A 26142-nucleotide genomic window follows, 5' to 3' on the forward strand; every position below is an offset into this window, starting at 1 on the left:
CAAAAATACTTGCAAAACCAGAGTTACAAACGTATGCTTTTTGTGAGAACGTGAGCGAGTTTGCAATTAACTGGCTCCTATAAAAAAATCGGATCTTCTGAAAGAAGAAAACGATCGAGAAAGTAGAGGGATAGTATCATGGGATTCTTTAAAAAATTGTTTGGTGGTAATGACGCAGGAAACACAAAAATCGCTTCTGCCCTTACAGGTAAAATCGTCAGCATCGAGAACGTACCCGATCAAGTCTTCTCACAAAAAATGATGGGAGACGGCATTGCAATCGAGCCGACTGAAGGAAAAGTCGTTTCACCGATCAACGCGACGGTCGAAACAATCTTCCCGACGAAACATGCCATCGGTCTCAAAGGCGAAGATGGTCTTGAATTGTTGATCCACGTTGGATTAGACACAGTCAACCTCAAAGGTGAAGGATTCACGGCACACGTTCAATCTGGCGATAAAGTCAAAGCAGGCGATGTCTTGGTAGAGTTCGACCTCGAATTCATCCGTGCAAACGCACCTTCAACGATTACACCAATCATCGTGACGAACCACGATCAATTTACACTTTCAGCTGTACCGGCTGAAGGCACATCTGTTGTCGCAGGTGAAACAGAACTGTTCAAAGCGACACACAAATAATTCTTTCACTCAACCGCTCTCTTGTCCTAGACAAGGGAGCTTTTTTGTCGTCTCCATCCCGAGCTTACTGTTTTGTAAGATGCTTGAAAGTCTAACCGATTCTTGCGGAGAGCGTTTGCCCGTTACACTAACAGCAACATAAAGAATACGGGAGGAAACACATTATGAAATCGATTTTACACGCAGAGCAGATTACGAAAGTCTACCAAACCAAAAACGCCCGGCATGAGGCGCTCCGTCCGACGACGTTAACGATTCACCAATCGGAATTCGTCAGCATCATGGGACCGTCAGGAGCAGGAAAGTCGACGTTGCTGAATCTCTTATCGACGATCGATCAGCCGACGGACGGCACGATTCATATCAACGGGGAAGACGTGACTGGGATGCGCGAAAAGCAGTTGGCCCGGTTTCGGCGTGAACAGCTCGGCTTCATTTTTCAGGATTTTAATCTGCTCGACACGATGACGATTGAAGAAAACATCGCCTTGCCGCTGGCTTTGCAACAGCTGCCGAAAGCAGACATCTTGGTCCGGGTCGAGCAGGTGGCAGGCGAACTCGGAATTAAGGAGTTATTAAAGAAGCGACCGGCTGAACTGTCAGGTGGTCAAAAACAGCGGACGGCCGCTGCCCGGGCGATCATTCATCAACCGTCGTTGATTTTAGCGGATGAGCCGACCGGCGCTCTCGACTCGAAGTCGGCGACGGGATTGCTTGAAGCCATGGCTCGTCTCAATGAGCAGGGAGCAACGATTTTGATGGTGACGCATGATCCGATGACGGCATCATATGCGGAGCGCGTCGTGTTCGTCAAAGACGGCGAACTATTCCGGGAGATTCATCAATTTGGCTCACGGAAAGAGTTTTTTGAGCAAATCATGGAAGTGCAACGTGAACTTGGAGGTGCCGCGCGTGAACTTGTTTAAGTTGGCTTTTCGTAATTTAAAAAATATTCGTCAAAACATGATGTACCTCGGCGCAGTCACTTTTGCCATTTTGATTTATTACACGTTTTTAGCAATCCGGTCGAACGAAGCGATGCTGCAGGCCAATGAATTATATGGAAAACTCGGCACCGTCTTTACCGGATCGAGTGTGATTTTAGCGTTGTTCGCAGCCATCTTCATCTGGTATTCAAGCGACTTCTTCTTGCGTCGCCGCAAACAGGAAATCGGGCTGTATGCGTTGCTTGGTCTTGAGCGTCAACAGATCGCTAAACTGCTGTTTCTCGAAACGATGGGATACGGTCTCATCGGTCTCTTGATTGGTGTGTTGCTCGGAACGATTGCTTCGAAGTATTTTGTCATGTTGCTTGCGTACGTGATGGGGATGTCGATTGAAGCCGACTTTTCGATCAATGCCGGCGCAATCGGTCAGACGGTCGCTGTCTTCTTGACGATCTTTTTATTGATTGCCATCCGCTCGGCGCGGACGATTTACCGTTTTACGTTGATTGAACTGTTCAAAGCCAAGCAACAGGTCGAGACAGTCCCGAAAGTGCATCCGATTCTTGCCGTGTTATCCGTGATGTTGATTGGCATCGGCTACTACTTGACCGGAAAACCGTTACTGGAACACTTCACGATTGTTGCTCCGGTCTTAATGTTGTGTGTCATCATCGGGACGTTCGGGACGATGAGTTACTTCACGATTTTCTTGTTACGCCTGCTCAGTAACCGGGTGCGGCATTATCAAGGGACGAACTTGATTTTACACGGACAGCTGTTGTCGCGCGTCAAATCCAATGCCGTCATGTTGTCGACGATCACCGTCATCACGGCCGTGACGTTGACGACGGTCGGAACCGCAACCTCGATCTACTATTACATCGACCGGACGGTGGAAGAACAGATGCCGTACAGTTTGTCGATTGCAAGCAAACGCGACGAAGCGGAAGCGTTAATCCGTCAGTCGAATCAGAAGATCGAGTCGCGGACGATGGTCAACGTCAAGAACGTCGATCATTCGCTCGAGGAGTTGCCGAATCCGCTGTCGTTTACGACGTCGTACCAGACATACGCGTTTGACGGAGAACCCGGACAGTTCAGTTACATCAGCTATTCCGACTACGAAAAGTTGGCGAAGGGCAGCGGAAAAACCGTTTTACCGGAGCCGGGTGCAGGCGAAGCGATTGTCCTTGAGACCTTCAAAGGAAATGATCTGATAAAAGAAACCGTTCAGTCACCGATTGGGGTTTCCGTCAAAGATACCCATTCGTCCTTTCGGATTACCGGTGCGACGGATTTACCACTCACTCAACTGTATGCGAAAAAACGTCTGGCCTTTGCTGTTTCCGATGATGCCTTTGCGATGATGCCGGAAAAAGCAGCGATGCTGACCAACTATCAGTTTTCGGATGAACGGTCGGACGATGGACTGATCAACCAGCTGGAACAACTGTATGGCAAAAAAGCAGAAACCGACATGGCGGCCTATTATCCCGTCTATGCCATGACGACGGCGACGACAGGACTGCTTGCCTTTGCCGCCGGTTTCCTCGGACTCGTCTTCTTGCTGGCGACAGGATCAATCATCTATTTTAAGATGCTCGCTGAAGCGGAGGAATCGAAACAACGTTTTGCGATCATCCAAAAGATCGGCGTGGATCAACAGGAACAGACGGGAATCATCCGCCGGTTGGTCGGCTTCATGTTCTCGTTGCCGTATCTCCTTGGACTTGTCCACAGTCTGTTTGCGATGCAAGTCCTGCAAAAATTGCTGGACTATAATCTGATCTTGCCGATGTCGATCGCCATCGGTTGTTACACGCTGGTGTATCTGTTGTATTATCTCCTGACAGTGCGTGCATATCGCCGGATTGTCATGTAATTCAAATGGGCGGGAAACGAATAATCGTTTCCAGTCCATTTTTTGTTCGGTATCATGGAGAAAGAAGGAGTTGAAGCTGCAAATGGAAACGATTTTATTAGTAGAGGATGATCAACAGATTGCGCTGTTGTTAAAAGAGTTGTTGGAACGATATGACTTTAACGTCATCCATGAAGACGGGTTCGGGGACGTCGTCGCTCGATTCGAGGAAGCCCAACCGGATGTCATCTTGCTCGACGTCAATTTACCGAAGTTTGACGGATTTTACTGGTGCCGCCAACTGCGGATGAAAACACGGGCACCGATTTTGTTCATTTCGGCACGTGTTGGAGAAATGGATCAGGTGATGGCACTCGAATATGGAGCGGATGATTATATCGTCAAGCCGTTTCAAGGTGCCGTCGTCATCGCCAAGATCAAAAGTCAGATTCGGCGCGCCTACGGAACGTTATCCAATGAAAGTGACGAACGGACGGTCAACAAAGCGGGCATTACCTTGTACTTGGATCGCTACATCGTCGAACATGGGGACCGGTCGATCGAGCTGTCGAAAAAAGAAGGATTGATTTTAGAGATGCTGCTGACAGCCAGTCCGCGAATCGTCAGCCGGGGGGATTTACTGGAACGTATTTGGGATGATGAAGCATTCGTCGATGAAAACACGCTGAATGTCAACATCACACGTGTCCGAAAACGATTGACGGAGATTGGCGTCGACGGACTCGAAACGGTCCGCGGTGTCGGTTACAAACTGGTGCTCGACCGATGAAACTGTTTCTGAGGCATACGATTCCCGGCATCCTGTTTTTCAGCGGGCAGATGATTGCCTTGTTCATCATCTTGTGGTTGTACGATTTATACCGACCGGCCGCCTTTTTTTACATTGCGCTCCTGAACGGGATTGCCTTGATCATCTATTTGAGTTACCGCTTTTTCAGCATGCTGCCCTTACTCAAACGGCTTCAGACACCGGTTCAGTCGGTCGCGGAACCGATTCGGAGGGATAGTGACGAACCGCTTGCTGCTGCGGTCGAACAGTTTCTGGAGCGGCAACAAACGTTGTTCCGCAACAGTCTGTTCTCCGAACGGCGAAAGGAAAAGGAACGGCACCGGTATGTCGATCAATGGATTCACCAGATGAAGACGCCCTTGTCGGTCATCGAACTGATTCTGGAACATCCCGGTGAACAGTTTCAGACCGATTTACGGCATGAGGTCGACCGGATGCGGATTGGTCTGGATCAAATGTTGTACTCGTCGCGCCTCGAAGCCATCGAAACGGATCTGAAGGCGGAACAATTGAATTTGCGGACGTTGGTCACAGGGATTATCAATCAGGAAAAACGGTTGTTCGTCAAAAATAAAGTGTATCCGAAGCTTGAACTTTCAAGTCAGCTTTATGTGTATACGGACGCCAAATGGTTCCGCTTTTTACTGCTTCAACTGATCACGAATGCCGTCAAGTATACGGCGGGTCACGGTCAGGAAGTCGTCATCCGCGCCGTCGAACAGGCGGGACAAGTGACGGTCACGATTGAAGATGATGGTGTCGGGATTCCAAAACGTGATTTGCCGCGTGTCTTCAATGCCTTTTTTACGGGAGAGAACGGACGGCGTTACGGCGAATCGACCGGGATGGGCCTTTACTTTGTCGGTCAAGTCTGTCAAAAGCTTGGGCATACCGTTGAAATCGACAGTACAGAAGGGGTGGGGACGATTTGTCGTCTGACACTGGTAGGAGGGAAACAGGATGATTGAAGTCAAACAGGTCGGAAAAGTTTATCCGGGAAAAGTGATTGAACAGCCGTTGACCGACATCAACTTTCGGGTCGAAGAAGGGGAGATGGTCGCGGTCATGGGTCCTTCCGGAAGCGGGAAATCGACCTTAATCAATTTACTGGCGACGCTCGATCAACCGAGTTGGGGATCGATTTTGATTCAAGGCATCGATACGGCGACATTCAAACGGAAAGAAACGACCCGGTTTCGGCGGGAGACACTCGGGATCATCTTTCAGGAATTCAATTTGCTCGACTCCTTGACGGTCGCGGAAAACATGCTTGTCCCCCTGATGCTGGGCGGTAAAAAGACGAAAGCAGCACGGGAAGAGATGCATCATCTCGCGAAGCGGCTCCAGATTGACGAGTTGCTCGATAAGCAGGTCGACGAAGTGTCGGGGGGACAACGGCAACGGACAGCGATTGGCCGGGCTTTGATCCACGCGCCCCGTTTGATGCTTGCGGACGAGCCGACCGGTGCTCTTGATTTTCAAGCGACGAAACACGTCATGGAATTGTTGGCTGAACTAAATGAGGCCGGCATGACGATGGTCATCGTCACCCATGATCCGACGGTCGCGTCCTATTGTAATCATGTGTTGTTTTTAAAAGACGGCAGTATTCAGACCGAACTGTTCCGGGATGAGCCGCGGCGTGTCTTTTTCCAACGTGTCATCGAATCGCTCTCGTTATTAGGAGGGGATGAACATCACTTATCTGCAATACGCCCTACGTAACATCAAGCGGTACCAGCGTCTGTACTACGGGTATGCCCTGACGATCATCGTCGCGATGACGATTGCGACCAGCTACTGGAATCTTGTCGTCAGTGAATCGTTTCAGAATATCGCCAAAGTACTGAGTCAGTTGAATCAAGTCATCGAAATGACGATGATTTTCGTGTTCATCGCCGAAGTCATCATCTTGTTTTTCAGTATTTTATTCATCTATTCGACGACGTATACGATGCTTGAGCACCGTAAAAATGACCTGCGGATCATGCGGACGCTCGGGAGCGGTTTTTCGCACTTTTTGAAATATTTTTTGATTGAAATTCTGATTGTCGGTGGTCTCGCAATCATGGCGGGCATCACACTGGGGATCGTGCTGACGAAGTTGATGTTGCTGTCAATTGAAAAGGTCATGTTTTTACCAAAACTGTCGACTGAAATCTCCGTTCTTTCATCGTTGGTGTTGATTGCAGGTGCTTTGTTGGTCCTGCTGATAGCGACTGTTCTTGCCATCTACCGCTTTCGTCCCGATCGTCCCGTCCGGACACGGTCCCGTTTTCGGGTCCGGTTGAGTCTGGCCGTTCAGGGATTGGGGATACTCACGCTGTTTTACGGTTATTATTTGGCAATCACAAGACAAGGGAACTTTTTACTTGTCTTTCCGTTGGTCATTTTCATCGGTTCCTTTTTTTTCTGTCGGCATGTCATTCCGACACTCCTGAAACTGTACCGTCCCCGGCGCTTGTCGTTACGTAAATTAATCATTTCCGAGATTGCGGTCCAGTTACGGACAAACAGTACGTTGGTTGCGCTCGGGACGATTTTGACATCATGCGCCTTGACGGCGGTCGGGCTTGTTTTTGTGTTTCAACTGATTGGTTTTGATGTCTCGTCGAAAAACCAGTTTGGTCTCGTTTATTATGAGGAGTCGACACAACCGTCGAAGCGATTGGGCACCATCCGACAGATGATGACGGAGACCTTTCCGGATAAGTATCAACAGGAGGTCCGTTTAAAATCGTTTGACACGCGTTATGTGTTGCCGTTATCGGACTACAACCAATTGATGCAGCATCTCGGCTATGAGCCGCGCGCCTTAACGAGCGGAGAAGCCTTTATGATTCCGGCGCGGCCGGTCCAAATCAAGGAAGTCACACCGACTATGAAACAAGCACAAGCAGAGATGAAAGAAGCGGGTTACGGTTTAGAGGAAGCTTCGGACCACGGACTGTTGTTTGGATACAATGATCGGATCGAGACCTTGTTCGTCGTCACGGACAGCGAATTTGCACAACTCAAGCGTCCACTTGCGACGATCCGTGTGTTTGATACCCCGTCGTACACGGACTATGGAACAAAATCTTGGGAGGATTGGATGTCGATCGTTCGCAACATCCAATCCAAATCGAATATGGCCGAAAAGGCAAAAGCACCTTATCAATTGATCAATGAAACGGAAGATGAACTGGACGGCATCCGGATTGTTCGTCTCGTCTCATTCGTCGTCATCTTGCTGACGATCTGGTTGTTCGTCATCAATGCAAGTTTCCTGCATGTCTGGATGCAGATGACGGCCGAGAAGGAACAGAAACGCTTGAAGACATTGTTTGCCCTTGGTTTCAGTAAGCGCAGCATCCGAACCTTTTTGCTCGTCAAGTATGGAGCGGTCTTGATGGTCCCGTATCTGATCTCGATTTTTCACGCCTGGTTACTTTTTCAGGTCATCTTGTCGGAAGGTGGTCTGAAGCTTGGACCGTATCTCCCTCTCTCCTTGATTTGGATTGGAATCGTCACCTTCTTCTACTTGATCAGCATCTTACCGCTTTGGATTCGTTATCCGCGTCACCTGCTTAAAAAATCGTGCGAAAGTTCGATGTATCCAATGGCGGATTCAAGGGTATGATAAAAGCATAGCGAGGAGGGATAACATGCTGGATCATTCACCTTACCGGGGATACGGGGACCGGATCCGAATCCTGCGAGAACGGGCCGGAATCTCGATTGAGGAGTTGGCAAAACGTCTTGGTGTCGCACCGTATTTCATTCGCCGGACGGAACTGAGCGAAGTCTACCCGACGAAAGCCTACATCGAATCGTTGGCCGAAGCATTACAGATTGATCCGAGTTACTTGGCGCGGCATATTTGGACCGGGGAGTCATTAAAATTCGTCATGCAGGAAAAAACACCGCTCGAAGAAATGCGGCTCGCCTACGAGCAAACGATGGGGCAGGATGAGTCGTTGATTGAGCAACAACTCGAGGAACGGATGCGGTTGTTTGATTTGATGTATGACGAAGATGTCAAACGGATTGAACAAACGATGGATGCGACGGAACAACGGATTTTTCATGAACTGGTCGAAGCGGTCATGGAAGCCGGGGAACTGAATCGACAAAAAGCGAATGAAACGTTTGAATTGTTTTCCGATAAATTACCGACGATGCTTCAGTTGGATGAATACCTCAACCGTCTGACGGAAGAGGCGGAAGTTTCGGAAACGACCTGTTATTCAAAGTATAGTCAACAGATCAACCGCTCGCGGTATCACCGGAAATAACACGAAAAAACGCCGTCTCTTTGACAGAGACGGCGTTTTTGAATTCATTAACGTTGTGGAGCCGGACGAGGCGCACGGCGTCCTTTTTGACGGGTACGTCCAATCAGGAAACCGATGATCGCGTTTGCGATGACGAGCACCCAACCGACATAACCGAAGTTTAAGGTCAGGCTGCCGAGCATTGCCTGCCATTTGAAGATCATCATGAAGTCTCCCCGAAGTAAAAAGCGGGCGACACAGACAAGCAATACAGTCGTTCCGCCGATAAAAACACCGATCCAACTGCCGTACAAACGAGAAGATTGAATCCGGACGGCAACGAAGGACCAATAAAACAGACTGACGATGAATGTCGTCCCTCCGTAGGCGAGGACAAGTTTCCATGTCTCACTTGCTTGTGGGAATTTCGTAAACATGACAAGGGACGAGACAATGGCGACAGCAGTAAATAAAATCGCTGCCCAAAAACGAGACCGCATAACGTAGTTCCTCCTAAAGGCTTTTTCTCACCTAACGATAGCGGAAACGATTCATCTTGTAAACCACTACTGCCGTCCACCTAAGATCCGGCGTAATTGTTTTAACGGATTGGAGCCGTAGAACAGGACACCGCCCCGGTAAAATTTTGTTCCGACAAACAGGGCAAGAGCGATGCTGAGACCCATCAGGATCAGGGATAAGGCAACTTGCCAGACCGGTACTTCCGTCAACATGACCCGGAGGAACATCAGCATCGGCGTAAAGAACGGTACAAACGATAAGACGACGACCGCTTGATTCGTCGGTGCATTCAAGCTGAAGATCGAGACAGTGAACGCTGCGACGATCAACATGATGACCGGCAACGTCACTTGCTGGGCATCTTCAACACGGCTGACGAGTGAGCCGAGGGCGGCGAGTAACGTCGCATAGAGCAGATAACCGAGCAGGAAAAAGACGAACAGGTAAACAATCGTCTTGACGCTCAGTGAATCGAGTGACAATTGATTAAACAGGCTGCTGCTTTGCGCACTATAGTATCCGACACCGACGAGTAACGACAGCTGAATGAGACTGACGGTCGCGATCGAAGTGATTTTAGCGAGCATATGCTGAATCGGACTGGCTGCAGAAATCAACAGTTCCATGACACGTGATGATTTTTCGTTGGCGATTTCCGTGACGATCATTCCGCCGTAAATCGCAATCGTGAAGTACATCAAAAAGAGCAGGACATAAACGAGAGCCGAAGCGGCGAACAGTTCATCTTCACTTTTTCCGCCGGTCGACGTCAATTCCTGTTTCACATCAATCGGATTAGCGAGAGAGGCGAGCAGAGCGGGATCGACCTCTGCTTCCGTGATGATGTTCTGATCGCGGACTTGTTTCAGAGCCGTTGACAACTGTGTCTGCAACTCCTGCTCCGGACTCGCACTGATCAATGTGACCCGGTATGGATCATCGGACAATAAGGCGACGGCATCATACGTACCTTTGTCGACGACTTGTCGCGCCTGTTTCAGCGTGTAGTCTTTTTGGGTAATATCTGTTTTGATTCCGACCTCTTTTAAGACAGGAAGAATGTCGGTATCAAGTGAAGTGACGACGGCGATTTTCGGATCGTCGCCCGAGAACCAATCGATGATCCGCTCGATGTTACTGAACCCGACGAGGAAAACAATCATTAACACCGTCGAAATCAAAAAACTTTTGGCCCGCAGTTTTTGCAGGAGACTGAAACGATACAAGGTAAAGAATTTACGGTTCATAACGTTTTCCGACCTCCTCGATGAAGATATCTTGAAGCGACAGCTGGTCCCAGACGAATCGTTCGACATGGAAACCTTCCGTGATCAAATGACGTAACAATGCATCGGCTGCTTCCTTGGATTCGACTTGCAAGTTATGACCGGTCCCGTCTGATTCGACCTGGAGGATACCGGGAAGCGCGTCCCACAACAGAGGCGGGGCATCTGTCGTCAACAAGACGCGTGTCTTTCCGTAACCTGCCTTGATATCAGGCAGATATCCGGCAACGACCGGTTTTCCGTGGTCGAGGATTGCGACATGTTCACACAATTCTTCGACATGGTCCATCCGGTGGCTCGAGAAAACGATTGTCGTTCCGTCTGCGGTCAATTTACGGACGGCCTTTTTCAACTGTTCGACGTTGACCGGATCCAGTCCGCTGAACGGTTCATCTAAAATCAATAAGTCCGGTTTATGTAAGACGGCGGAAATCAGTTGGATTTTTTGTTGATTTCCTTTTGATAATTGTTCGACCCGCATCTTCTCATACTGCGGAATCTGGAAATAGTTCAGCCACTCCTGCAAAGATTGTTTTGCATCTTTTCGTTTCATCTCACGTAGTTCCGCTAAGAAGATCAACTGTTCATCGACGCGGATTTTCGGATACAATCCCCGTTCTTCCGGGAGATAACCGATCTTTGAGAGCGGAATCGGTTGTCCTTTCCACGTGATGGATCCTTCGGTCGGTTGCAATAAACCGAGCAGCATCCGGAACGTCGTCGTCTTGCCGGCCCCATTCGCCCCGAGCAAACCGAAAATTTGTCCTTCCGGTACATGAAAGGACAGTTCGTCGACCGCTGTGAATGTTCCAAACTGTTTTGTGATGTTTTTGATTTCCAGCATGAATCGATCCTCCTTTTTCTGAATCAATAAGTGACTAGATAGACTGTATTCATTCTACACCTACGGAAAAAATGGTTAAAGGTTCCAGAAAAGAAACAAATCAAGCATATCGGTTTACTTTTAGTAAATTAGTTACTATTATTGTGTTAAAGAGAACGAACAAGGGGGAGATCATGCGTATGCAAACAAAAGGAATTCACCATATTACCGCAATGGTCGGTAATCCACAGGAAAATCTTGATTTTTACGGAACGGTGCTCGGGTTACGTTTTGTAAAAAAAACCGTCAATTTTGACGATCCGGGGACGTATCATTTTTATTTCGGCAATGAATCCGGTGCGCCGGGAACAATCATCACCTTTTTCCCGTTTGAAGGGATCCAGCAAGGCAAAGTCGGTGCCGGACAAGTCGGAACGACCGCTTATGCCATTCCAGCCGGTGCATACGATTTTTGGAAAAACCGCTTGACGGCAAAAGATGTCATGTTCGAAGAAGCGGAACGGTTCGGCGAAAAGCAGTTGGTCTTCAAGGATCCGCATGGCTTACAAATCGAACTGGTCGAACGAACCGAGGGACCAAACAGCCGTTTTGAAATCGACGGGATTTCTACCGACGTCGCCATCAAAGGGTTTGCCGGAGCGACGTTGCTGTCGCACGATCCAACGGATACGGCACGTCTTTTGACGGAAGCATTCGGATTGACGCTTGCGAAACGGTCAGAAACGATGGACCGATACGCAGCGGCCGGTGAATTTGGAAACACGGTTGACGTCCTGCATGCGAATGTTCCTGTCGGACGACCGGGAGCAGGAACCGTTCACCATATCGCGTGGCGCTCGAACGATCAGGCGGATCAACTCGATTGGATGAAACAAATCAATGCCTTTGGTCTGATGACGACAGAGGTCAAAGACCGCAATTACTTCACATCGATTTACTTCCATGACCGGGGTCGGATTTTGCATGAAATCGCAACCGATATCCCTGGTTTTGCCGTCGATGAAGCGTTTGAAGCATTGGGTGAAGAGTTAAAGTTACCGGAGCAATTTGAAGCACACCGGGCGACGATTGAAGGACATGTCGCACCGATTACACTACCAAAGGGGAGACTTGTATGATCCATCTATTTGAACCGGCGAAACAACCGGACGCACCGATTTTTCTTTTGTTACACGGAACAGGCGGGACGGAGCAGGATTTGATTGGGCTCGTGTCACTGTTACATCCGGAAGCCGGCTATCTGTCGGTCCGGGGCGAGGTAACGGAAAACGGAATGCCGCGCTTCTTTAAACGATTGGCGGAAGGTGTATTTGACGAAGCAGACCTTGCGCTCCGGACAGAGCGGTTGATCACCTTCTTGGAAGAAATGAGCGAAACACACGGTTTCGCTGTTGATCAACTCATACCGGTCGGCTATTCGAACGGAGCCAACATCGCAGCGAACATGATGTTTGAAAAACGTTTGTTTGAACAGGCGATCCTGCTTCATCCGATGGTTCCGCGACGCGGTCTGACGTTGCCCGATTCCTCACAGGTCCGGGTTTTCATCGGGGCAGGGACCAATGATCCGATTTGTCCGGCTTCAGAAACCGAGGAGCTGTCGCAACTGTTTGAACAGGCCGGCGCAGACGTCGACGTGACTTGGTCTCACCATGGTCACCAACTCGTCATGCCGACGATCGAAGCGGCGGCACAATGGTTGGCAGTTAAAAAATAACAGACAAAAAGCATGGAATCCAGGGAGCTGTTGTCCCGGTATTCCATGCTTTTTGTTTAAGCCGGATGATCGCTCTTAGGACGTGAATAGACGATGAGGACGCCGCGTTCGACGAGTTGCGTGGCGAGTGTTTCAATCGATTCTTGGGATGCTTTCGTTTGCGTGATGTGTTTGTAGAGGTGACGGAGTTCGCGGCGCATCGGTTTGCGGATCAACCACATGCTGTCGATGATGGGGCACCAGCTCAGAACGGTTTCATGACCGATGTAAAACTGGGTTTGGCGGTCGAGATACCGGATCCACCATTCATCGCGTGCCATCTTTAACAGGACGCCTGTCAGGAAGACGACGGTCAGGGCAAGTGGAATGCTTTCATAGAAAGGAAGGTTTACGAGTACTTCACGGAGTCCCGTGACAAAGCTGAGCATCGTCCATCCAATGAGACCGATGACGAGCCAATAGCCAAAGTTGACTGTACTTCGTTGCTGCATCATAACTCTTGGTTTAAGGATTGGAGTAGCCATCAGAATCACCTCCTTGTTAAATAATCGAATTTTCTGACAATTTATAGTTGTCCTTTTACTATAGTTACTTTTTCCCGAAACGTCCAGTCCTTAGACATAGAAAATGTGTTTCTTTCTTGACGAATTTCGTGTACGCTAAAAAAAGAAAGTGAACGGTTACATATAAGGGGGAGAAAAGATGGATCAAGTCGTGTGGATCGCAGTTGGCGTCGTCGCAATCGCTGTATTCTCAGCATCAAGCATCGCCGCATACATGGGTGTCAAAAACCAAGAAGACTAAGCAAAGAGCGGTTCATTTTTAAGATGGACCTTAAAAAAGGGAGGTTCCGGTTTACGGAATCTCCCTTTTGTCATGCCTGAATTTGATCAAAAAATCGAATCGGTGTTTAACGATCGGCTAACGATTTATTTATTGGTTTTCAGTAATCTGGATTTTCTCAGCAAAAGGTTTCAACGCATCACTCCAGCGTAAATAACCGCCGCCGACCAGATGGAGACCATCGTAGGTCATCCGGTTTTGAAGATATCCTTGTTGATTCGTCAATCCTGGGCGTAAGTCGATGAACTCGGCGTCGAGGGATTGAGCCAGCTGTTCCAAGTTCCGGTTTAACGCTTCGACATCCCGGTTGACTCGAACGGAGTCCGAATATTTAGGCGCAACGGGTAACGTTGACTGGATGACAACATCGATGTTATTTTTTCGAAGAGTCGTCACAATCGTCGTCATGTTTTCCGTAATCGTCGGAATCGGCGTGAAATGCCGGATATCGTTGATGCCGCCCATTAAAAAGACACGTTTTGGTTTCATCTCCACGATGAGATCCAGTCGGGTCAAAAATCCTTCCGTCGTATCCCCCGGAATGCCGAAGTTGACGATCGTCGGATCATTCAACAAGATCCGCCAATCTGCAAAATTCGTCATTGAATCACCCAACATGACAGCATTCGGCGATTTTGGGTATTGATAAGTATGGAAGAGACTATTCAAGCGAACATAGTTCGGATTTTTGGTGTACTGGAATGTCGTCACTGGTTGCGTACTCGTTGCAGGAAAGGCACTTTCAAATAACTCGAGTGGTTTCCGTCCTAACAGAAGGGCAAGGAGGACGATGTTTACGACAACAGAGAGAATGAGTAGAGCTTTTTTCATAAAACAATCGTTCCTTTCGAGGGAGTATAAGGGGTAGTGTAACATGAATCGAAATCCATGGTTCGACAATATCAAAGGATTTCTCGTCATTTTCGTCGTCATCGGTCACATGCTGACCGATTTACGGTTTGACTATGACGGGAAACTGCTTGAAACGGTGTATCTGATCATTTATTCGTTCCACATGCCATTATTCATCATCTTAAGTGGCTACTTCTTCCGGGAAAATAAATATCTCCGTGTCATCCAACTGTTTGCCGTTTATTGTGTCTGGCAAATCCTGATTGGATCATGGGCGACGTTTGGAGAAGGATTGCCGCTGTTATCAGGCGAGAATATCGGAACGCATCTGTTACGACCATACTGGGCCCTTTGGTATCTCTTCGTCATGGTCGTCTGGTATATCGTCACACCGTATGTCGTCCATCTGCGTGGGTATGTCTGGTTCGGACTGGCCTTTGCCTTGTTATACGGCTTTGAACTCGAAAATACAGGATTTTTAGCCCTACGAAAATTGATCATGTTTTATCCCTACTTCCTTCTCGGAAACTACTTGTCCGAGCATGAATTCATTCGGATTTTTGAAATGCCGAAAAACTTTAAGCGGCGGATGAATGTGCGGTTGATCGGCGGGCTGGCGTTTGCAAGTGTCGTCGGCTTCCTATTATATGAAGCATGGCGGGATACACCACAGGAAATCGTCGCGCTCGCCAATGCCTTTAAGCACCGCTTCCCGTATGTCGTCCAGTATGACAGTGATGCCTGGATCGGTGTCTTGAAGCACGGCGTGATCTATTTCCTCTCGATTACGGCGTCGCTTGGATTCATGATGCTTGTCCCGATGCGCCGTCTGCCGCTCGTGACACGCGCCGGCGAACTCAGTTTATACGTCTATCTGCTCCACGTCTTCTTCGTCATGGCATGGCGGCAATACGTGACGGAAGCGTTCGTGCCGCAACCGTGGCTCGCGCTGCTGATCGTCACCGGTGTCGGGTTACTGATTGTTGGGGTCATCATTCACCCGCTCGTCGTGCGGATCTTACGACCATTGATTGAAATTGATATTCGTCCAATTGTCGAAGAACGACAAGACCTTTCAAAAAAAGGTTAAATGCTATACAATTTAAGGTAGAGCGATTAATTGATGAAGGGCGTGGAAAGTATGTCGTATAACTTAAACAATGCGGATGGTGTCGTAAACGTTTCGCAACAAGTCATTGAAGTCATTGCCGGGGTAGCAGTTCAGGAAACAGAAGGTATTGCCTTTACGCAGGACGATTCAAAATTACAGGAAAAACAGATGGTGAAACTGGTGAAGGTCGAAGATGTCGACGGTTCGATCACGGTCAGCCTGTCCGTGCATATCAAATACGGGATGTCAATCATCAAAACAGCCGGCAAGGTCCAGGAGCGCATCGCCCAAGACATGGAAAACATGTTGGCATTCCAGCCAAAAGCGATCAACGTCCGCGTCATCGGTTTATTAAAAGGATAATCAAAAATGGACTTTTCGTCACTGACGAGAAGTCCATTTTTTTAATCGTTAAGGAAGATACCGTAACGCAAGGGAATCCACCGCCGGAGCCATGTAGTCAAAGACGAGTCGGATGGCCGTCTCACTCGTAGCAGAGACGTGGACGGACCCGTGCCCGGCAGTCGATACAGTCTGCTCGCCCGATACGAGCTCAAACGTGAGAGAATCCAGCTCAAGCGACTGTTCGTTCGGATTGCGGACTAGGACGATGGCTTCGACAGTGTGCTCCCGCTTGAAAATCGAGACAGGCAACAGCGACCAACCATCTGTTGGTGGAGTTGGATGCGAAAAAGCGACTTGTCGAATCAATCGTTGCTCCGACAAAGTAAACGTGTCATCAATCACGAGATCAGATAAATGCTCATTCGAGAACACGAGTTCAAGAGGAGCCTCTAGCGTTTCAAAGTCGACGAATCGTTCTTCCTCTGAAAATTCGAGCCAGAGCGGTAATGTCGCCATCGGAAGCAGGACGGGGACTTCTTCGATCGTAAAGGTCTTTCGGGCGACGAGTTGGTCGCCGGACAGGACCAGAACAACTAAATCATTGAGCTGGAACTGTTGGTCGAGTGTATTTTGAAACAGGGCGATGACATGAAGTGGATCTGTTTGTAACACCTGAAACAGATGAATCGCCAGTTGACCCGGTCCGAGTTTTGGCAACTGATTCACCGCATAACGAAATACATATTCATCTTCTTTGACAATCGGCATATCCTCGGTAAAGTACAGCGCAGGTTGAATCCAGACAGAATCAGTCGACGGTTGCATGAATGAGTCCTCCTTGCATCGGTGTCTCTTCAAAACGGCAAAAGCCTGAGACGACTTGTTTTTCAAAGCTGAAGATGGCATAACGGAAATAATCCATGCCTTCCCGTTCAAAAATCCGGACCGGTTGTTCCTGACCGTAACTCCGGAGGTGAATCCCTTCTTTCAGCGAGTTCATGGCAGTCAAGTGACTGGTCCATTGTTCGTCAAGCGCCAGCAGCATGAAACGGCGTGCTGTCTCCTCGTGTTCAGAGAGGTGCCGAGCCATCAATTGCTCAATCGTTTCCACAAGGGGCTCGATCTCTTGTTTGACGGTGTCGACCGAATCCGCCGGCACTAATGTGACCGGTTGGTGGAGCAATTGTTCGAGTTCTGTTTTCAATAAATCGATCGGCCATTCCTCCGGCACGAGATCATCCGTTAAATACTGCTCGATATAGGAATAAATCGTTTGGCGGGCGAAGGGGTGCACAAATTGATCAAGCGTCGCCGAGTCGACGATTTGATTTCGCAAACGATAGATGGCAAGCCGCTGTTCACTGATGACTTCCTCGAGTTGCACGAGATCGTCCCGAACACTTCGGTTGACGGACTCACAGGTCTCCTGCGCATATGCCATCAGCTGTTGGGCTTCTTTCGCCGCGATCGGACCGCTGACGGAACCGAGTTTCTTTTTGACGCGTACCAGCCGATCGCGGGCAAAACGGCGGGGTAACTCATCTTCAAGCGAGAGATAAAAACGTGTCAAACCGGGATCCCCCTGACGACCGGCGCGGCCGCGCAACTGGTTGTCGATTCGGACGGATTCGTGGCGTTCTGTTCCGATGACGAACAAACCACCCTGTTCTTTTGCGGTGTCGTCAAGCAGGATATCGGTGCCGCGACCCGCCATGTTCGTCGCAATCGTCACTCGGCCGGATTGACCTGCTGAGGCGATGATCCGGATTTCTTGATCGACCGTCTTGGCATTCAAAATTTCATAGGGAATGTTTTTGTCGTCTAAGACTTGTGCGACTTTCAACGATTGTTCGATCGAAGTCGTTCCGATCAGAACCGGTTGACCGGTTGCGTGGGTCGCCGCAGTCGCTTCCGCGATCGCCAGATACTTTTCCCGGCTCGTCAAAAACAGGACGTCTGTGTCGTCATGGCGAATCTTCGGTCGGTTCGGCGGAATTGAGACGACGTCCATCCGGTAAGTCTTCAGGAATTCATCCCGGGAAGTCGCAGCGGTTCCCGTCATGCCGCAGACATGCCGGTACAACCGAAAGTAATGTTGAATCGTAATTTGCGCCGTCGTTCGATTTTCTTCCGTCACACTGACCTGTTCTTTTGCTTCCAGCGCTTGATGGAGACCGTCCGACAAGCTGCGTCCTTCCATCAAACGTCCCGTGAAAAGATCAACAAGAGCAATCTTGTCGTCCTTGACGATATAATCAACGTCGCGTTGCAAAACGACGTGCGCGCGCAGCGCTTGGATGACGTAATGGAACAAGACGGCATGTTCAGCAGCAAACAATTGATCGATGCCGAAGACCCGTTCAATCGTCTCGATCCCTTGATCGGTCAAGGCAACGGCTTTGATTTCTTCATCAAATGTATAATCCGTTTCATTCGTAAAATCCTGCACGACGTGACGGATCAGCTGTTGTAATCCTTCGTGGACGGTATCACGTTCCGCCATGATGAGCGGGGTTTTCGCCTCGTCAATCAATACGCTGTCGACTTCATCAATCAAGGCGAAACGAAGTGGACGCTGCAGACGCTCCTCAGGTCGCATGATGAGGTGGTCCCGCAAGTAATCAAAGCCGAATTCGGTTCCGACGCCATATGTAATGTCAGAAGCGTAAGCCTGTTGTTTTTCCTCAAACGACAGTTCCGCTGAATTAATGCCGACCGTCAAGCCGAGGAAACGGTGAATTTGACCAATCTGTTCCGCATCACGTCGGGCGAGATACTCGTTGACCGTGATGACGTGGACACCGTGACCGTGTAAAGCCTGGGTGAAGCTTGCGAGGGAAGCGACCAAGGTTTTCCCTTCACCGGTCGCCATTTCGGCAATATGACCCGAAAGCAGCGAAAGCCCGCCTAACAACTGCACATCGTAATGACGTAATCCGAGTGTCCGTTTGCTTGCCTCGCGCACGAGTGCAAAGGCGGTGACCGTGACCGCTTCGATTTTTTCACCGGCTTGTAGACGGTCTTTTAAGGATTGGGTCAGTTGTCGCAATTCATCATCGGTTTTTTGTTCCATTTCTGCTTCTAAGCTGTTAATTAATAAAACGGTTTTTTCATAACGCCGCATTCTGCGGCTCTGTTCATCTATTAATTGTTTAACACGCTGAAACATAGTTGGTCACTCCTTTAGTTCGACTATCAGACTGGCTTCATTATAACAGTTAAAAATTGTAAAACGAATAGTAAAGAACGAAAAAAGTAAAACATTCCCTTGAAATTGAAAACGTTTTCTTTTTAAAGGAATAATTGTTTTTCTTTTGTTTTTTGATAACGCTTGCAAAGAGGTGAGTGAACAGGTAAAATAATTCTTGAGGCAAGTGCAATCGTTTGCGCAAATCATTCGATTTCTTGTCTTTCATGTACGATGGATGAAAGGATGGATGTCGGATGGCACCAACGATCGAAGCCGTTATTTTTGATTTAGACGGCGTAATTACCGATACAGCCGAGTATCATTATCTGGCTTGGAAACAACTGGGTGAGGAGTTGAATATTCCGTTCGACCGGGATTTTAATGAAACACTAAAAGGCGTCAGTCGGACCGATTCGCTCGAGCGGATTTTAACACTTGGCGGAAAGCAGGATGCTTTCACGGAACAAGAAAAAAATGCGCTCGCGACGAAAAAAAATGACCATTACGTCACGTTGATCCAACATATCTCAGAACAGGACCTTCTACCGGGAATCATTGCGTTCCTTGATGAAATCCGTGCTGCTGGACTGAAAATCGGAATGGCGTCGGCTTCTAAAAATGCGTTGAGCGTCGTTGAGGCACTTGGAGTTCGGCACTATTTTGATGATATCGTCGATGCCGCTACCGTAGCCCAGTCGAAACCACACCCTGAAGTGTTTTTACGGGCAGCGGAGGCGCTTGGCGTCGAACCGGCACGTTGTATCGGTGTAGAAGATGCAGCAGCAGGTATCACGGCGATTCACGCAGCAGGTATGTATGCTGTCGGAGTCGGACCGGAAACGACGTTACATGAGGCAGACTATCGTGTCGATTCGACGGATTTGCTTTCCCTTGAGCAAATTCTAGCTAGTCGCTAATGACTTTTGACCATTCCCTGATGGTTGACAGTTTCATCTGATTGATCTCTTTTCATGTGAGTATAAAAGGACCGCTTCCCTGAGCGGTCCTTTTGTCATGCAAAAAGAATTCACCTAAAAAGGAATCACTCGCTTTACGCTTTTCCTGTCGGAGTCGCGTGAAGCGAGTGATTCCTTATAAACAAGACGAGGGCGACAGAATGATCATCTGCCGCCCTCGTCTGTGTAGAGACTGATTTTTAATGAAGTGGATGGAATTAAAGCGTCGCCAGAATACCGTCTGCAATCGCTTGGGCATAACGGGCCTGATAGGTCGGACTCGCTAATTTCGCACGATCGGTGCTGTTCGACAAGAAACCGAGTTCGGCGAGGACTGCCGGTGCTTGTGTGCCACGGATGACGGCATAGTTGGCAAAATGAATATTCCGGTTCCGCATGCCGGCATAACTTGTCAAACGTTGTTGGATCGCTTGAGCCAATTGGACCGAAGTCGATCCTTTGTAATAAAAGCTTTCCGCTCCTGACGCGCTGAGAGCAGTCGAAGCATTGATGTGGATACTGACGAACCGGGACGTCGAGTGTGCATTCGACATCGCACTCCGGTCACCGAGTGTCGGATAATAATCGTTTGTGTAGCGGGTGAGGGTCAGATCGACTTTTCCTTCAAGCAAACTCGCAACTTGGCGGGCGACGGACAAGACGATATCGCGTTCTGTGAGACCGGACCGGACAGCACCCGGATCGTGCCCACCGTGACCAGGATCGATGACGATCAGCGGACGGTTGGACGGACTTGGTTGGAACAGTGTCAAATATGTCGCTTCGATGTATCCGCGACGACCGTCTGCAGTTTGGACGGCGACGAAACCACGTGTCTTATGCAGACTATTTGTGACGATGACCGGTGTTCCGCGTCCGACGCGAGCAATTTGTCCGCTCAAGACGGATGCTGCAGAACGCAAGGCAACCGTGCTGCCGGAGTCAGTCAGGACAAACATCTTGGCGCCGCTGTAATCCGCTTTTCCGGCAGGGGTGGAAGCCGGTGAAGCCATTCCCTTTTTTAAGTAGGTTCCCATGACATACCCTGTTTTTCCACCGTACGTGACTTTATGCCAGTTCGAGCTGATGGATAATGACTGGACGACTTGATTGGTTGGAATCGTCATCAGCAAGGCACCTGATGTTGTTGGTGCACTTCGCAAGTTCAATCGTTCTGTTGTCGTGTAAGCCGTCGAAGAAGACGTCGTGACTTTCTTTAAGTAAGAGCCGGAGACAAAACCGGTTTTTTTGTTATACGTGACCTGATACCAATCGCCGTTTCGGAAACTCGATGTGAGTGTGGTTTTCGTCGGGATCGTCAGCAAGCGTGTCGACGAGGTCGAAGCCGCTTGACGTAACGACAGGGCATCTGTCGTTTGATACGTCGTTTTGGTAAAGGATGTACCGGTGACGACTTTCGTCAAATATTGTCCGATGACATAACCAGTCTTTCCGTTATAGGTGACTTTGTACCAATCGCCCAACCGGTAACTGGAAGTGAGCGATGTGTTTTTCGGAATCGTCGTCAATCGGTTGGATGAAACCGAGTTGGAAGAGCGGAGATTCAACAGATCGGTTGTTTTATATGTCGTTTTCGTAAACGTTGTCCCGGTTGCAGCCGATACTAATGAGGACGGAAAAGCGATGGTGATTAGAAGCAAAAGTACTAAGGCCGATGCTAAGATTTTAGTTAATTTGTCCATTAATTTTCCAGTCTCCTTTTAAGTAAGATGAATAGGTACAAAAGCTTATATAGTCAATTAAATACTTTTAAAATAGTTTAATTTATAATTTATATGTTCCGTTCCATCTCCTTTCTGGTAATATGAAGTGTAGCTGAAACATCGACAATGAGATAAAAATATTACAGAATAATTAAATATATAATTAAATTATATATTAAAGAGGCAAAAAGTAGTGCTTTATATTTCAAAAAACATACAATTGAAACATAATTGAAATATTTATGTTTAATTTAGGAAAGTAGGTCAACAAATGGGAACGAGTGAACATATCTACCGAGAACTGATGGAAATTGAAGAAGAATACCGTCGTCTGCAACGGCGTGCCGAGTATTTAATCGCGGAGCTGAGCCGGGGAACAGGGGATTCGGCAAAAGAAATCGCCGTCACACAAGAACGTCCGTTAAAACAACGCCGCGTGAATCAACGTTATCCACTGGAAGTCTATGTGCATCAAATCAGTGATCTGATGCGTGAACGCGAGTCGATGTCAGCACGCGACATTCAGATGGAACTTGAATTACGGTACCGGCATCAAATCAGCAACATCTATCAATTGATGGCAAAAGTCGAACAAGCGAATCCTGCAATCAAAAAGGTAGGACGCGGTATCTATACATATGATCCATCTGCAGAAGTTCCAATCTTCATGTGAGCCGCTCGTCGGCTCTTTTTTTTTATGATATAATTCGCGCAGGAGCGTGATGTTATTATGTTATGGACGGCGTCCATTGTCTGTTTTATCGCGGCCTTACTGATCACACCCGTCGTAAAACGCTTTGCGATTGCAGTCGGTGCCGTTGACAGTCCGGACGCGCGAAAAGTACACGTGCGGATCATGCCGCGTTTAGGGGGACTGGCGATTTATATCGCCTTCATGATCGGCTACTTCATTTTGCAACCTTCGAGTCCATATGCGACTCATATTTTAGTCGGTGGTTTTGTCGTGATTTTGACAGGAGCACTCGATGACCGTTTCCAATTAAATGCCCGTTTGAAATTGATGGGGCAGATCGTCGCGGCCGTCGTCGTCTTAAACGGCGGCATCCGGATCGAATTCATCAACTTACCGTTTGACCAACAACTGTTTCTCGGTTGGTGGAGTGTTCCGTTGACGTTTTTATGGGTCATCGGGATCACGAATGCTGTCAACTTGATTGACGGTCTCGACGGTCTTGCAGCCGGTGTCTCAAGTATCGTCCTGCTGACGCTGATCAGTCTGGCCGTCATTCAAGGGAACGTCTACGTGACGATTGTCGCGATTCTGCTCTTGATGAGTACGTTCGGATTCTTATTCCACAACTTTTATCCGGCGAAGATTTTCATGGGCGATACCGGTGCCTTGTTCCTCGGTTACATGCTGGGTGTCTTGTCCTTGTTAGGGTTTAAGAACGTCACTTTGTTCTCGCTGGCGGTTCCCGTCATCTTGCTCGGGATTCCGATTTCGGACACGCTGTTTGCAATCGTCCGCCGGGTCTTGCAAGGTAAACCGCCGTTTGCACCGGATAAAGCGCATTTGCATCACCGGTTGCTCGATCTTGGATTTACGATGCGTCAAGCTGTGCTCGTCATCTATGGACTTTGTGCGATTTTTGGTATGACGGCGATTCTGTTTTCCCAGACGAATTCGCTTGGTGCGCTTGTGTCCTTACTGATGCTCTTGCTCGTCCTTGATATCCTCGTCGAATCACTCGGATTGCTCGGAGAACGATATCGTCCCTTGTTGAATTTGTTGGAACGCATTACATCAAAATGACCAATCAGCCGCTCAAACGATTTGAGCGGCTGATTGGCGGTTAAGGAGTGTTTCGTGTGAATCTGATCGAAAGAACAAATCGTATTGTGTACTTGGATGTGTTACGCGGTTTTGCATTATGCGGCATTTTATTCGTCAATATGCCGAGTTTTCTCGGGGAACGGACGACAAGTGAGATGGGACAGGTCGATCAACTGCTTCGACTCCTGTTTGACCTCTTCATCCAGACAAAATTCTATACCCTATTCAGTGTCTTGTTTGGAGCCGGTTTTATTTTGTTTATCGATCGCCTTCGCGTGAAAGGCAAATCCCTTTGGATCTTCGTCCGCCGGCTGACGATTTTGTTGGCATTCGGACTGATCCACCTCTTGTTTTGGAAAGGGGATATACTTCAGACCTATGCGTTAAGCGGCTTCTTTTTATTGTTGTTCGTCAAAACGCGGCCGACGACGAAGCTGTTCGTCGGGATTGCCTTGCAGGTATATACGTTTTTCCTCTACTTATCGATTTATCTGTACGCCCGCTCGGAAGGAGATCAATCGATCGTCGAACCGGACGGAACAGTGCAGGAATTGATCGCGTCCCGTCAAGTCCTTGACTACATAGCACATCATGCCACGATCGAAATCCCGATGGCGTTGACGAACACGCTGACGATTTTCCCGGAAATCCTGTCTTTGTTCTTGATCGGTGCCTATTTGATGGAACGGTTTACGGTCCGACCGCCGACGACTCGAACGCTCGTCGTGCTGCTCACGGTAAGTCTGCTGTTGTCGCTGCCGGCACTTTATCAGATCGTGATGATTCATCAAGGCGAAGTACCGGACGGTTTGGCGAACTTCTTTTTCGTCTGGTTATCCGGACGGACACTTGCTGTAACTTATGCGGCGGCGATCGCCTTGCTGATCCGATCCGGGCGTTCCTTAAATGGATTTCAGGTGCTTGGTCGGATGGCATTGACGAACTATCTGTCGCATACGCTCGTCTTTACAGTGTTGATTTTCTTGACCGGCGCCTACGGGACGATCCCGCTTTGGCAAGGCACGGTAGCGGTCATCGCACTCTTAGTGATACAAGTCGTTTTTTCCCGTTGGTATTTAAGACGACATGCCCAAGGTCCGGTTGAAGCCGTCTGGCGTGCCGGCACTTATGGACGTCGCAAATAACCAGACAAGAATGTGCGGGCTGTCACAAAAAATTTACAAACTTTTCGTATAATCAGTGGTGGAGGTGGTTATATGAACAGATGGATCGAAATTTTTATCGTGTCCTTGAAGCTTGGGTTGACGTCCTTTGGCGGACCTGTCGCCCATTTAGGATACTTTTACGAGGAATATGTCAAACGAAGGAAATGGGTGGATGAGAAGGCTTATGCCGATCTCGTCGCCCTCTGCCAATTCCTCCCGGGACCGGCGTCAAGTCAGGTCGGGATGGGAATCGGTCTTGTTCGAGGCGGCGTCGTCGGTGCAATCGTCTCATTCATCGGCTTTACGTTACCATCGAGTGTTCTTTTGGTCGTGTTTGCCGTGCTTGCGACGGAATATGATTTGGCGGAAGCCGGCTTCATTCATGGGTTAAAACTTGTTGCCGTCGCCATCGTCGCGGATGCCGTCCTTGGTATGGGGACGAAACTTGCGGTCGGTCCGAAGCGTCTGTTTTTGATGTTGCTCGCTCTGGCCGGAGTGTTGCTCCTCGCACATCCATTGGCGCAAGTCGGTGTGCTCGTGCTCGCGGCATTGCTTGGTTTGGTCCTGTTTGACGACGAACCGAAAAGCGGCGGACAACTCAACATCCGTGTGCCGCGGCTTCTCAGCATCAGCGCGTTAGTGCTGTTTGCCGTCCTGCTCGTTGCGACACCGATTTTAGCGAACGTCGCGACTGGGAACATTCAATTGACAAGCATCATGTACAGTGCCGGAGCGTTAGTGTTCGGCGGCGGACATGTCGTCTTGCCGTTTCTGCAGCAGTCACTCGTCCCCGACTTTTTGACGGGCGATAGTTTTCTGGCGGGATATGCGGCAGCACAAGCCGTTCCGGGACCACTCTTTACTTTTGCGACCTACTTAGGAACGGTCATCCATGGTGTGACCGGCGGAATTCTTGCGACGCTCGCGATTTTCCTGCCCGGTTTCCTGCTCGTCATCGGGGTGCTTCCGTTTTGGGACCGTGTCCGCGGCAACAAACAAGTCAGCCGCATGTTGATTGGTGTCAATGCAGCCGTCGTCGGCATTCTGCTTGCTGCCTTGTATGATCCAATCTTTACGTCAAGTGTCAAAACCGGAATCGACTTTTTCGTCGCCTTCGGACTGTTTTGTTTACTTCGCTTCTACAACCAGTCACCACTGCGCATCGTCCTCATCGGTGCCGTGATCGGAACGGTCATGAGTTGGATTTGAAGCCGGTTCAAGCGAATTGTAAACGGCATGTAAAAAACGAACGCTTTTTCTGTTTAAAACAGGAA

The 26142-nt window shown here is 48.8% G+C and carries 25 protein-coding genes; 17 read left to right on the forward strand and 8 right to left on the reverse strand.

Features of this window, described 5'->3' with window-relative positions; all coding sequences use genetic code 11:
• Positions 1-138: 138 nt before the first annotated feature.
• The 8 genes from D3D03_RS10985 to D3D03_RS11020 all read left to right on the forward strand — a co-directional run bounded on the left by D3D03_RS10985 (position 139) and on the right by D3D03_RS11020 (position 8538).
• On the forward strand, positions 139-642 hold the full coding sequence (locus D3D03_RS10985; protein WP_012371363.1) for a PTS sugar transporter subunit IIA: 504 nt from the start codon (positions 139-141) through the stop codon (positions 640-642).
• Positions 643-806: 164 nt separating this feature from the next.
• The gene (locus D3D03_RS10990) at positions 807-1568 is read left to right on the forward strand and encodes an ABC transporter ATP-binding protein (RefSeq protein ID WP_119923592.1); all 762 of its coding nucleotides are present in this window, start codon (positions 807-809) and stop codon (positions 1566-1568) included.
• Positions 1555-3471: an ABC transporter permease gene (locus D3D03_RS10995; RefSeq protein ID WP_119923593.1), complete on the forward strand. Its 1917-nt coding sequence runs from the start codon at positions 1555-1557 to the stop codon at positions 3469-3471. The genes D3D03_RS10990 and D3D03_RS10995 overlap by 14 nt, the downstream gene beginning before the upstream one ends.
• 82 nt (positions 3472-3553) lie before the next feature.
• Positions 3554-4240: a response regulator transcription factor gene (locus D3D03_RS11000; RefSeq protein WP_119923594.1), complete on the forward strand. Its 687-nt coding sequence runs from the start codon at positions 3554-3556 to the stop codon at positions 4238-4240.
• The gene (locus D3D03_RS11005; RefSeq protein ID WP_119923595.1) at positions 4237-5229 is read left to right on the forward strand and encodes a sensor histidine kinase; all 993 of its coding nucleotides are present in this window, start codon (positions 4237-4239) and stop codon (positions 5227-5229) included. The genes D3D03_RS11000 and D3D03_RS11005 overlap by 4 nt, the downstream gene beginning before the upstream one ends.
• Positions 5222-5986 carry an ABC transporter ATP-binding protein gene (locus D3D03_RS11010; RefSeq protein WP_119923596.1) on the forward strand — a complete coding sequence of 255 codons (765 nt, stop codon included), beginning with the start codon at positions 5222-5224 and terminating at the stop codon, positions 5984-5986. The genes D3D03_RS11005 and D3D03_RS11010 overlap by 8 nt, the downstream gene beginning before the upstream one ends.
• Entirely contained in the window at positions 5952-7883 is a 1932-nt protein-coding gene (locus D3D03_RS11015) for an ABC transporter permease (RefSeq protein WP_119923597.1), read from the forward strand. The genes D3D03_RS11010 and D3D03_RS11015 overlap by 35 nt, the downstream gene beginning before the upstream one ends.
• A 25-nt stretch (positions 7884-7908) precedes the next feature.
• Complete coding sequence (locus D3D03_RS11020) at positions 7909-8538, forward strand: helix-turn-helix domain-containing protein (protein WP_119923598.1); 630 nt, start codon at positions 7909-7911, stop codon at positions 8536-8538.
• A 47-nt stretch (positions 8539-8585) separates the two neighbouring features.
• Here D3D03_RS11020 and D3D03_RS11025 read toward each other — a convergent pair whose 3' ends face one another.
• The 3 genes from D3D03_RS11025 to D3D03_RS11035 form a co-directional block, all read right to left on the reverse strand.
• A complete protein-coding gene (locus tag D3D03_RS11025; protein WP_026832088.1) occupies positions 8586-9017 on the reverse strand; it encodes a hypothetical protein in 432 nt (143 codons plus the stop codon).
• Between the two features lie 66 nt (positions 9018-9083).
• A complete protein-coding gene (locus D3D03_RS11030) occupies positions 9084-10286 on the reverse strand; it encodes an ABC transporter permease (RefSeq protein WP_119923599.1) in 1203 nt (400 codons plus the stop codon).
• Entirely contained in the window at positions 10276-11169 is an 894-nt protein-coding gene (locus D3D03_RS11035) for an ABC transporter ATP-binding protein (protein ID WP_026832090.1), read from the reverse strand. The genes D3D03_RS11030 and D3D03_RS11035 overlap by 11 nt, the downstream gene beginning before the upstream one ends.
• Before the next feature lie 173 nt (positions 11170-11342).
• On the opposite strand from D3D03_RS11035, the gene D3D03_RS11040 reads away from it, so the two are divergent.
• Positions 11343-12287: a ring-cleaving dioxygenase gene (locus D3D03_RS11040; RefSeq protein ID WP_199700016.1), complete on the forward strand. Its 945-nt coding sequence runs from the start codon at positions 11343-11345 to the stop codon at positions 12285-12287.
• Positions 12284-12886 carry an alpha/beta hydrolase gene (locus D3D03_RS11045; RefSeq protein WP_119923601.1) on the forward strand — a complete coding sequence of 201 codons (603 nt, stop codon included), beginning with the start codon at positions 12284-12286 and terminating at the stop codon, positions 12884-12886. The genes D3D03_RS11040 and D3D03_RS11045 overlap by 4 nt, the downstream gene beginning before the upstream one ends.
• Before the next feature lie 56 nt (positions 12887-12942).
• On the opposite strand, the gene D3D03_RS11050 is transcribed toward D3D03_RS11045, so the two are convergent.
• Together D3D03_RS11050 and D3D03_RS11055 are read right to left on the reverse strand one after the other, a co-directional pair.
• Complete coding sequence (locus tag D3D03_RS11050; protein ID WP_026832093.1) at positions 12943-13410, reverse strand: hypothetical protein; 468 nt, start codon at positions 13408-13410, stop codon at positions 12943-12945.
• A 409-nt stretch (positions 13411-13819) separates the two neighbouring features.
• Entirely contained in the window at positions 13820-14560 is a 741-nt protein-coding gene (locus D3D03_RS11055) for an SGNH/GDSL hydrolase family protein (RefSeq protein ID WP_119923602.1), read from the reverse strand.
• 43 nt (positions 14561-14603) lie between these two features.
• Here D3D03_RS11055 and D3D03_RS11060 point away from each other — a divergent pair, with 43 nt between their 5' ends.
• Both D3D03_RS11060 and D3D03_RS11065 read left to right on the forward strand, forming a co-directional pair.
• Entirely contained in the window at positions 14604-15671 is a 1068-nt protein-coding gene (locus D3D03_RS11060) for an acyltransferase family protein (protein ID WP_026832095.1), read from the forward strand.
• 51 nt (positions 15672-15722) lie between these two features.
• Entirely contained in the window at positions 15723-16055 is a 333-nt protein-coding gene (locus D3D03_RS11065) for an Asp23/Gls24 family envelope stress response protein (RefSeq protein ID WP_233550691.1), read from the forward strand.
• A 48-nt stretch (positions 16056-16103) separates the two neighbouring features.
• Here D3D03_RS11065 and D3D03_RS11070 read toward each other — a convergent pair whose 3' ends face one another.
• On the reverse strand, positions 16104-16862 hold the full coding sequence (locus D3D03_RS11070; protein WP_119923603.1) for an SLAP domain-containing protein: 759 nt from the start codon (positions 16860-16862) through the stop codon (positions 16104-16106).
• Positions 16846-19206 carry an accessory Sec system translocase SecA2 gene (gene secA2, locus D3D03_RS11075; RefSeq protein WP_119923604.1) on the reverse strand — a complete coding sequence of 787 codons (2361 nt, stop codon included), beginning with the start codon at positions 19204-19206 and terminating at the stop codon, positions 16846-16848. Before secA2 ends, D3D03_RS11070 begins: the two co-directional genes overlap by 17 nt.
• Positions 19207-19481: 275 nt before the next feature.
• On the opposite strand from secA2, the gene pgmB reads away from it, so the two are divergent.
• A complete protein-coding gene (gene pgmB / locus D3D03_RS11080) occupies positions 19482-20144 on the forward strand; it encodes a beta-phosphoglucomutase (RefSeq protein WP_119923605.1) in 663 nt (220 codons plus the stop codon).
• A gap of 257 nt (positions 20145-20401) precedes the next feature.
• Here pgmB and D3D03_RS11085 read toward each other — a convergent pair whose 3' ends face one another.
• Complete coding sequence (locus D3D03_RS11085) at positions 20402-21886, reverse strand: N-acetylmuramoyl-L-alanine amidase (protein ID WP_119923606.1); 1485 nt, start codon at positions 21884-21886, stop codon at positions 20402-20404.
• Positions 21887-22178: 292 nt separating this feature from the next.
• Here D3D03_RS11085 and D3D03_RS11090 point away from each other — a divergent pair, with 292 nt between their 5' ends.
• From D3D03_RS11090 to chrA, 4 genes are all read left to right on the forward strand, one after another.
• Positions 22179-22580: a Rok-like winged helix domain-containing protein gene (locus tag D3D03_RS11090; RefSeq protein ID WP_014971241.1), complete on the forward strand. Its 402-nt coding sequence runs from the start codon at positions 22179-22181 to the stop codon at positions 22578-22580.
• Between the two features lie 57 nt (positions 22581-22637).
• Complete coding sequence (locus D3D03_RS11095) at positions 22638-23681, forward strand: glycosyltransferase family 4 protein (RefSeq protein WP_026832101.1); 1044 nt, start codon at positions 22638-22640, stop codon at positions 23679-23681.
• Between the two features lie 56 nt (positions 23682-23737).
• Positions 23738-24847 carry a DUF418 domain-containing protein gene (locus D3D03_RS11100; RefSeq protein WP_119923607.1) on the forward strand — a complete coding sequence of 370 codons (1110 nt, stop codon included), beginning with the start codon at positions 23738-23740 and terminating at the stop codon, positions 24845-24847.
• Positions 24848-24919: 72 nt separating this feature from the next.
• On the forward strand, positions 24920-26077 hold the full coding sequence (chrA, locus tag D3D03_RS11105) for a chromate efflux transporter (RefSeq protein WP_119923608.1): 1158 nt from the start codon (positions 24920-24922) through the stop codon (positions 26075-26077).
• Positions 26078-26142: the final 65 nt, after the last annotated feature.

This window comes from Exiguobacterium sp. RIT452 (genome assembly GCF_003598705.1).
GTDB lineage: Bacteria > Bacillota > Bacilli > Exiguobacteriales > Exiguobacteriaceae > Exiguobacterium_A > Exiguobacterium_A undae.

Bases quoted from the DNA above. Each gene is read 5' to 3' on its own strand.
- D3D03_RS11000 (WP_119923594.1), top strand. From the start codon at position 3,554: ATGGAAACGATTTTATTAGTAGAGGATGATCAACAGATTGCGCTGTTG.
- D3D03_RS10990 (WP_119923592.1), top strand. From the start codon at position 807: ATGAAATCGATTTTACACGCAGAGCAGATTACGAAAGTCTACCAAACC.
- D3D03_RS11090 (WP_014971241.1), top strand. From the start codon at position 22,179: ATGGGAACGAGTGAACATATCTACCGAGAACTGATGGAAATTGAAGAA.
- D3D03_RS11040 (WP_199700016.1), top strand. From the start codon at position 11,343: ATGCGTATGCAAACAAAAGGAATTCACCATATTACCGCAATGGTCGGT.
- D3D03_RS11015 (WP_119923597.1), top strand. From the start codon at position 5,952: ATGAACATCACTTATCTGCAATACGCCCTACGTAACATCAAGCGGTAC.
- D3D03_RS11020 (WP_119923598.1), top strand. From the start codon at position 7,909: ATGCTGGATCATTCACCTTACCGGGGATACGGGGACCGGATCCGAATC.
- secA2 (WP_119923604.1), bottom strand. From the start codon at position 19,206: ATGTTTCAGCGTGTTAAACAATTAATAGATGAACAGAGCCGCAGAATG.
- D3D03_RS11085 (WP_119923606.1), bottom strand. From the start codon at position 21,886: ATGGACAAATTAACTAAAATCTTAGCATCGGCCTTAGTACTTTTGCTT.
- D3D03_RS11050 (WP_026832093.1), bottom strand. From the start codon at position 13,410: ATGGCTACTCCAATCCTTAAACCAAGAGTTATGATGCAGCAACGAAGT.
- D3D03_RS11065 (WP_233550691.1), top strand. From the start codon at position 15,723: ATGTCGTATAACTTAAACAATGCGGATGGTGTCGTAAACGTTTCGCAA.
- D3D03_RS11005 (WP_119923595.1), top strand. From the start codon at position 4,237: ATGAAACTGTTTCTGAGGCATACGATTCCCGGCATCCTGTTTTTCAGC.
- D3D03_RS11010 (WP_119923596.1), top strand. From the start codon at position 5,222: ATGATTGAAGTCAAACAGGTCGGAAAAGTTTATCCGGGAAAAGTGATT.
- D3D03_RS11035 (WP_026832090.1), bottom strand. From the start codon at position 11,169: ATGCTGGAAATCAAAAACATCACAAAACAGTTTGGAACATTCACAGCG.
- D3D03_RS11095 (WP_026832101.1), top strand. From the start codon at position 22,638: ATGTTATGGACGGCGTCCATTGTCTGTTTTATCGCGGCCTTACTGATC.
- chrA (WP_119923608.1), top strand. From the start codon at position 24,920: ATGAACAGATGGATCGAAATTTTTATCGTGTCCTTGAAGCTTGGGTTG.
- D3D03_RS10985 (WP_012371363.1), top strand. From the start codon at position 139: ATGGGATTCTTTAAAAAATTGTTTGGTGGTAATGACGCAGGAAACACA.
- D3D03_RS11045 (WP_119923601.1), top strand. From the start codon at position 12,284: ATGATCCATCTATTTGAACCGGCGAAACAACCGGACGCACCGATTTTT.
- pgmB (WP_119923605.1), top strand. From the start codon at position 19,482: ATGGCACCAACGATCGAAGCCGTTATTTTTGATTTAGACGGCGTAATT.
- D3D03_RS11025 (WP_026832088.1), bottom strand. From the start codon at position 9,017: ATGCGGTCTCGTTTTTGGGCAGCGATTTTATTTACTGCTGTCGCCATT.
- D3D03_RS11070 (WP_119923603.1), bottom strand. From the start codon at position 16,862: ATGCAACCGTCGACTGATTCTGTCTGGATTCAACCTGCGCTGTACTTT.
- D3D03_RS11030 (WP_119923599.1), bottom strand. From the start codon at position 10,286: ATGAACCGTAAATTCTTTACCTTGTATCGTTTCAGTCTCCTGCAAAAA.
- D3D03_RS11055 (WP_119923602.1), bottom strand. From the start codon at position 14,560: ATGAAAAAAGCTCTACTCATTCTCTCTGTTGTCGTAAACATCGTCCTC.
- D3D03_RS11060 (WP_026832095.1), top strand. From the start codon at position 14,604: ATGAATCGAAATCCATGGTTCGACAATATCAAAGGATTTCTCGTCATT.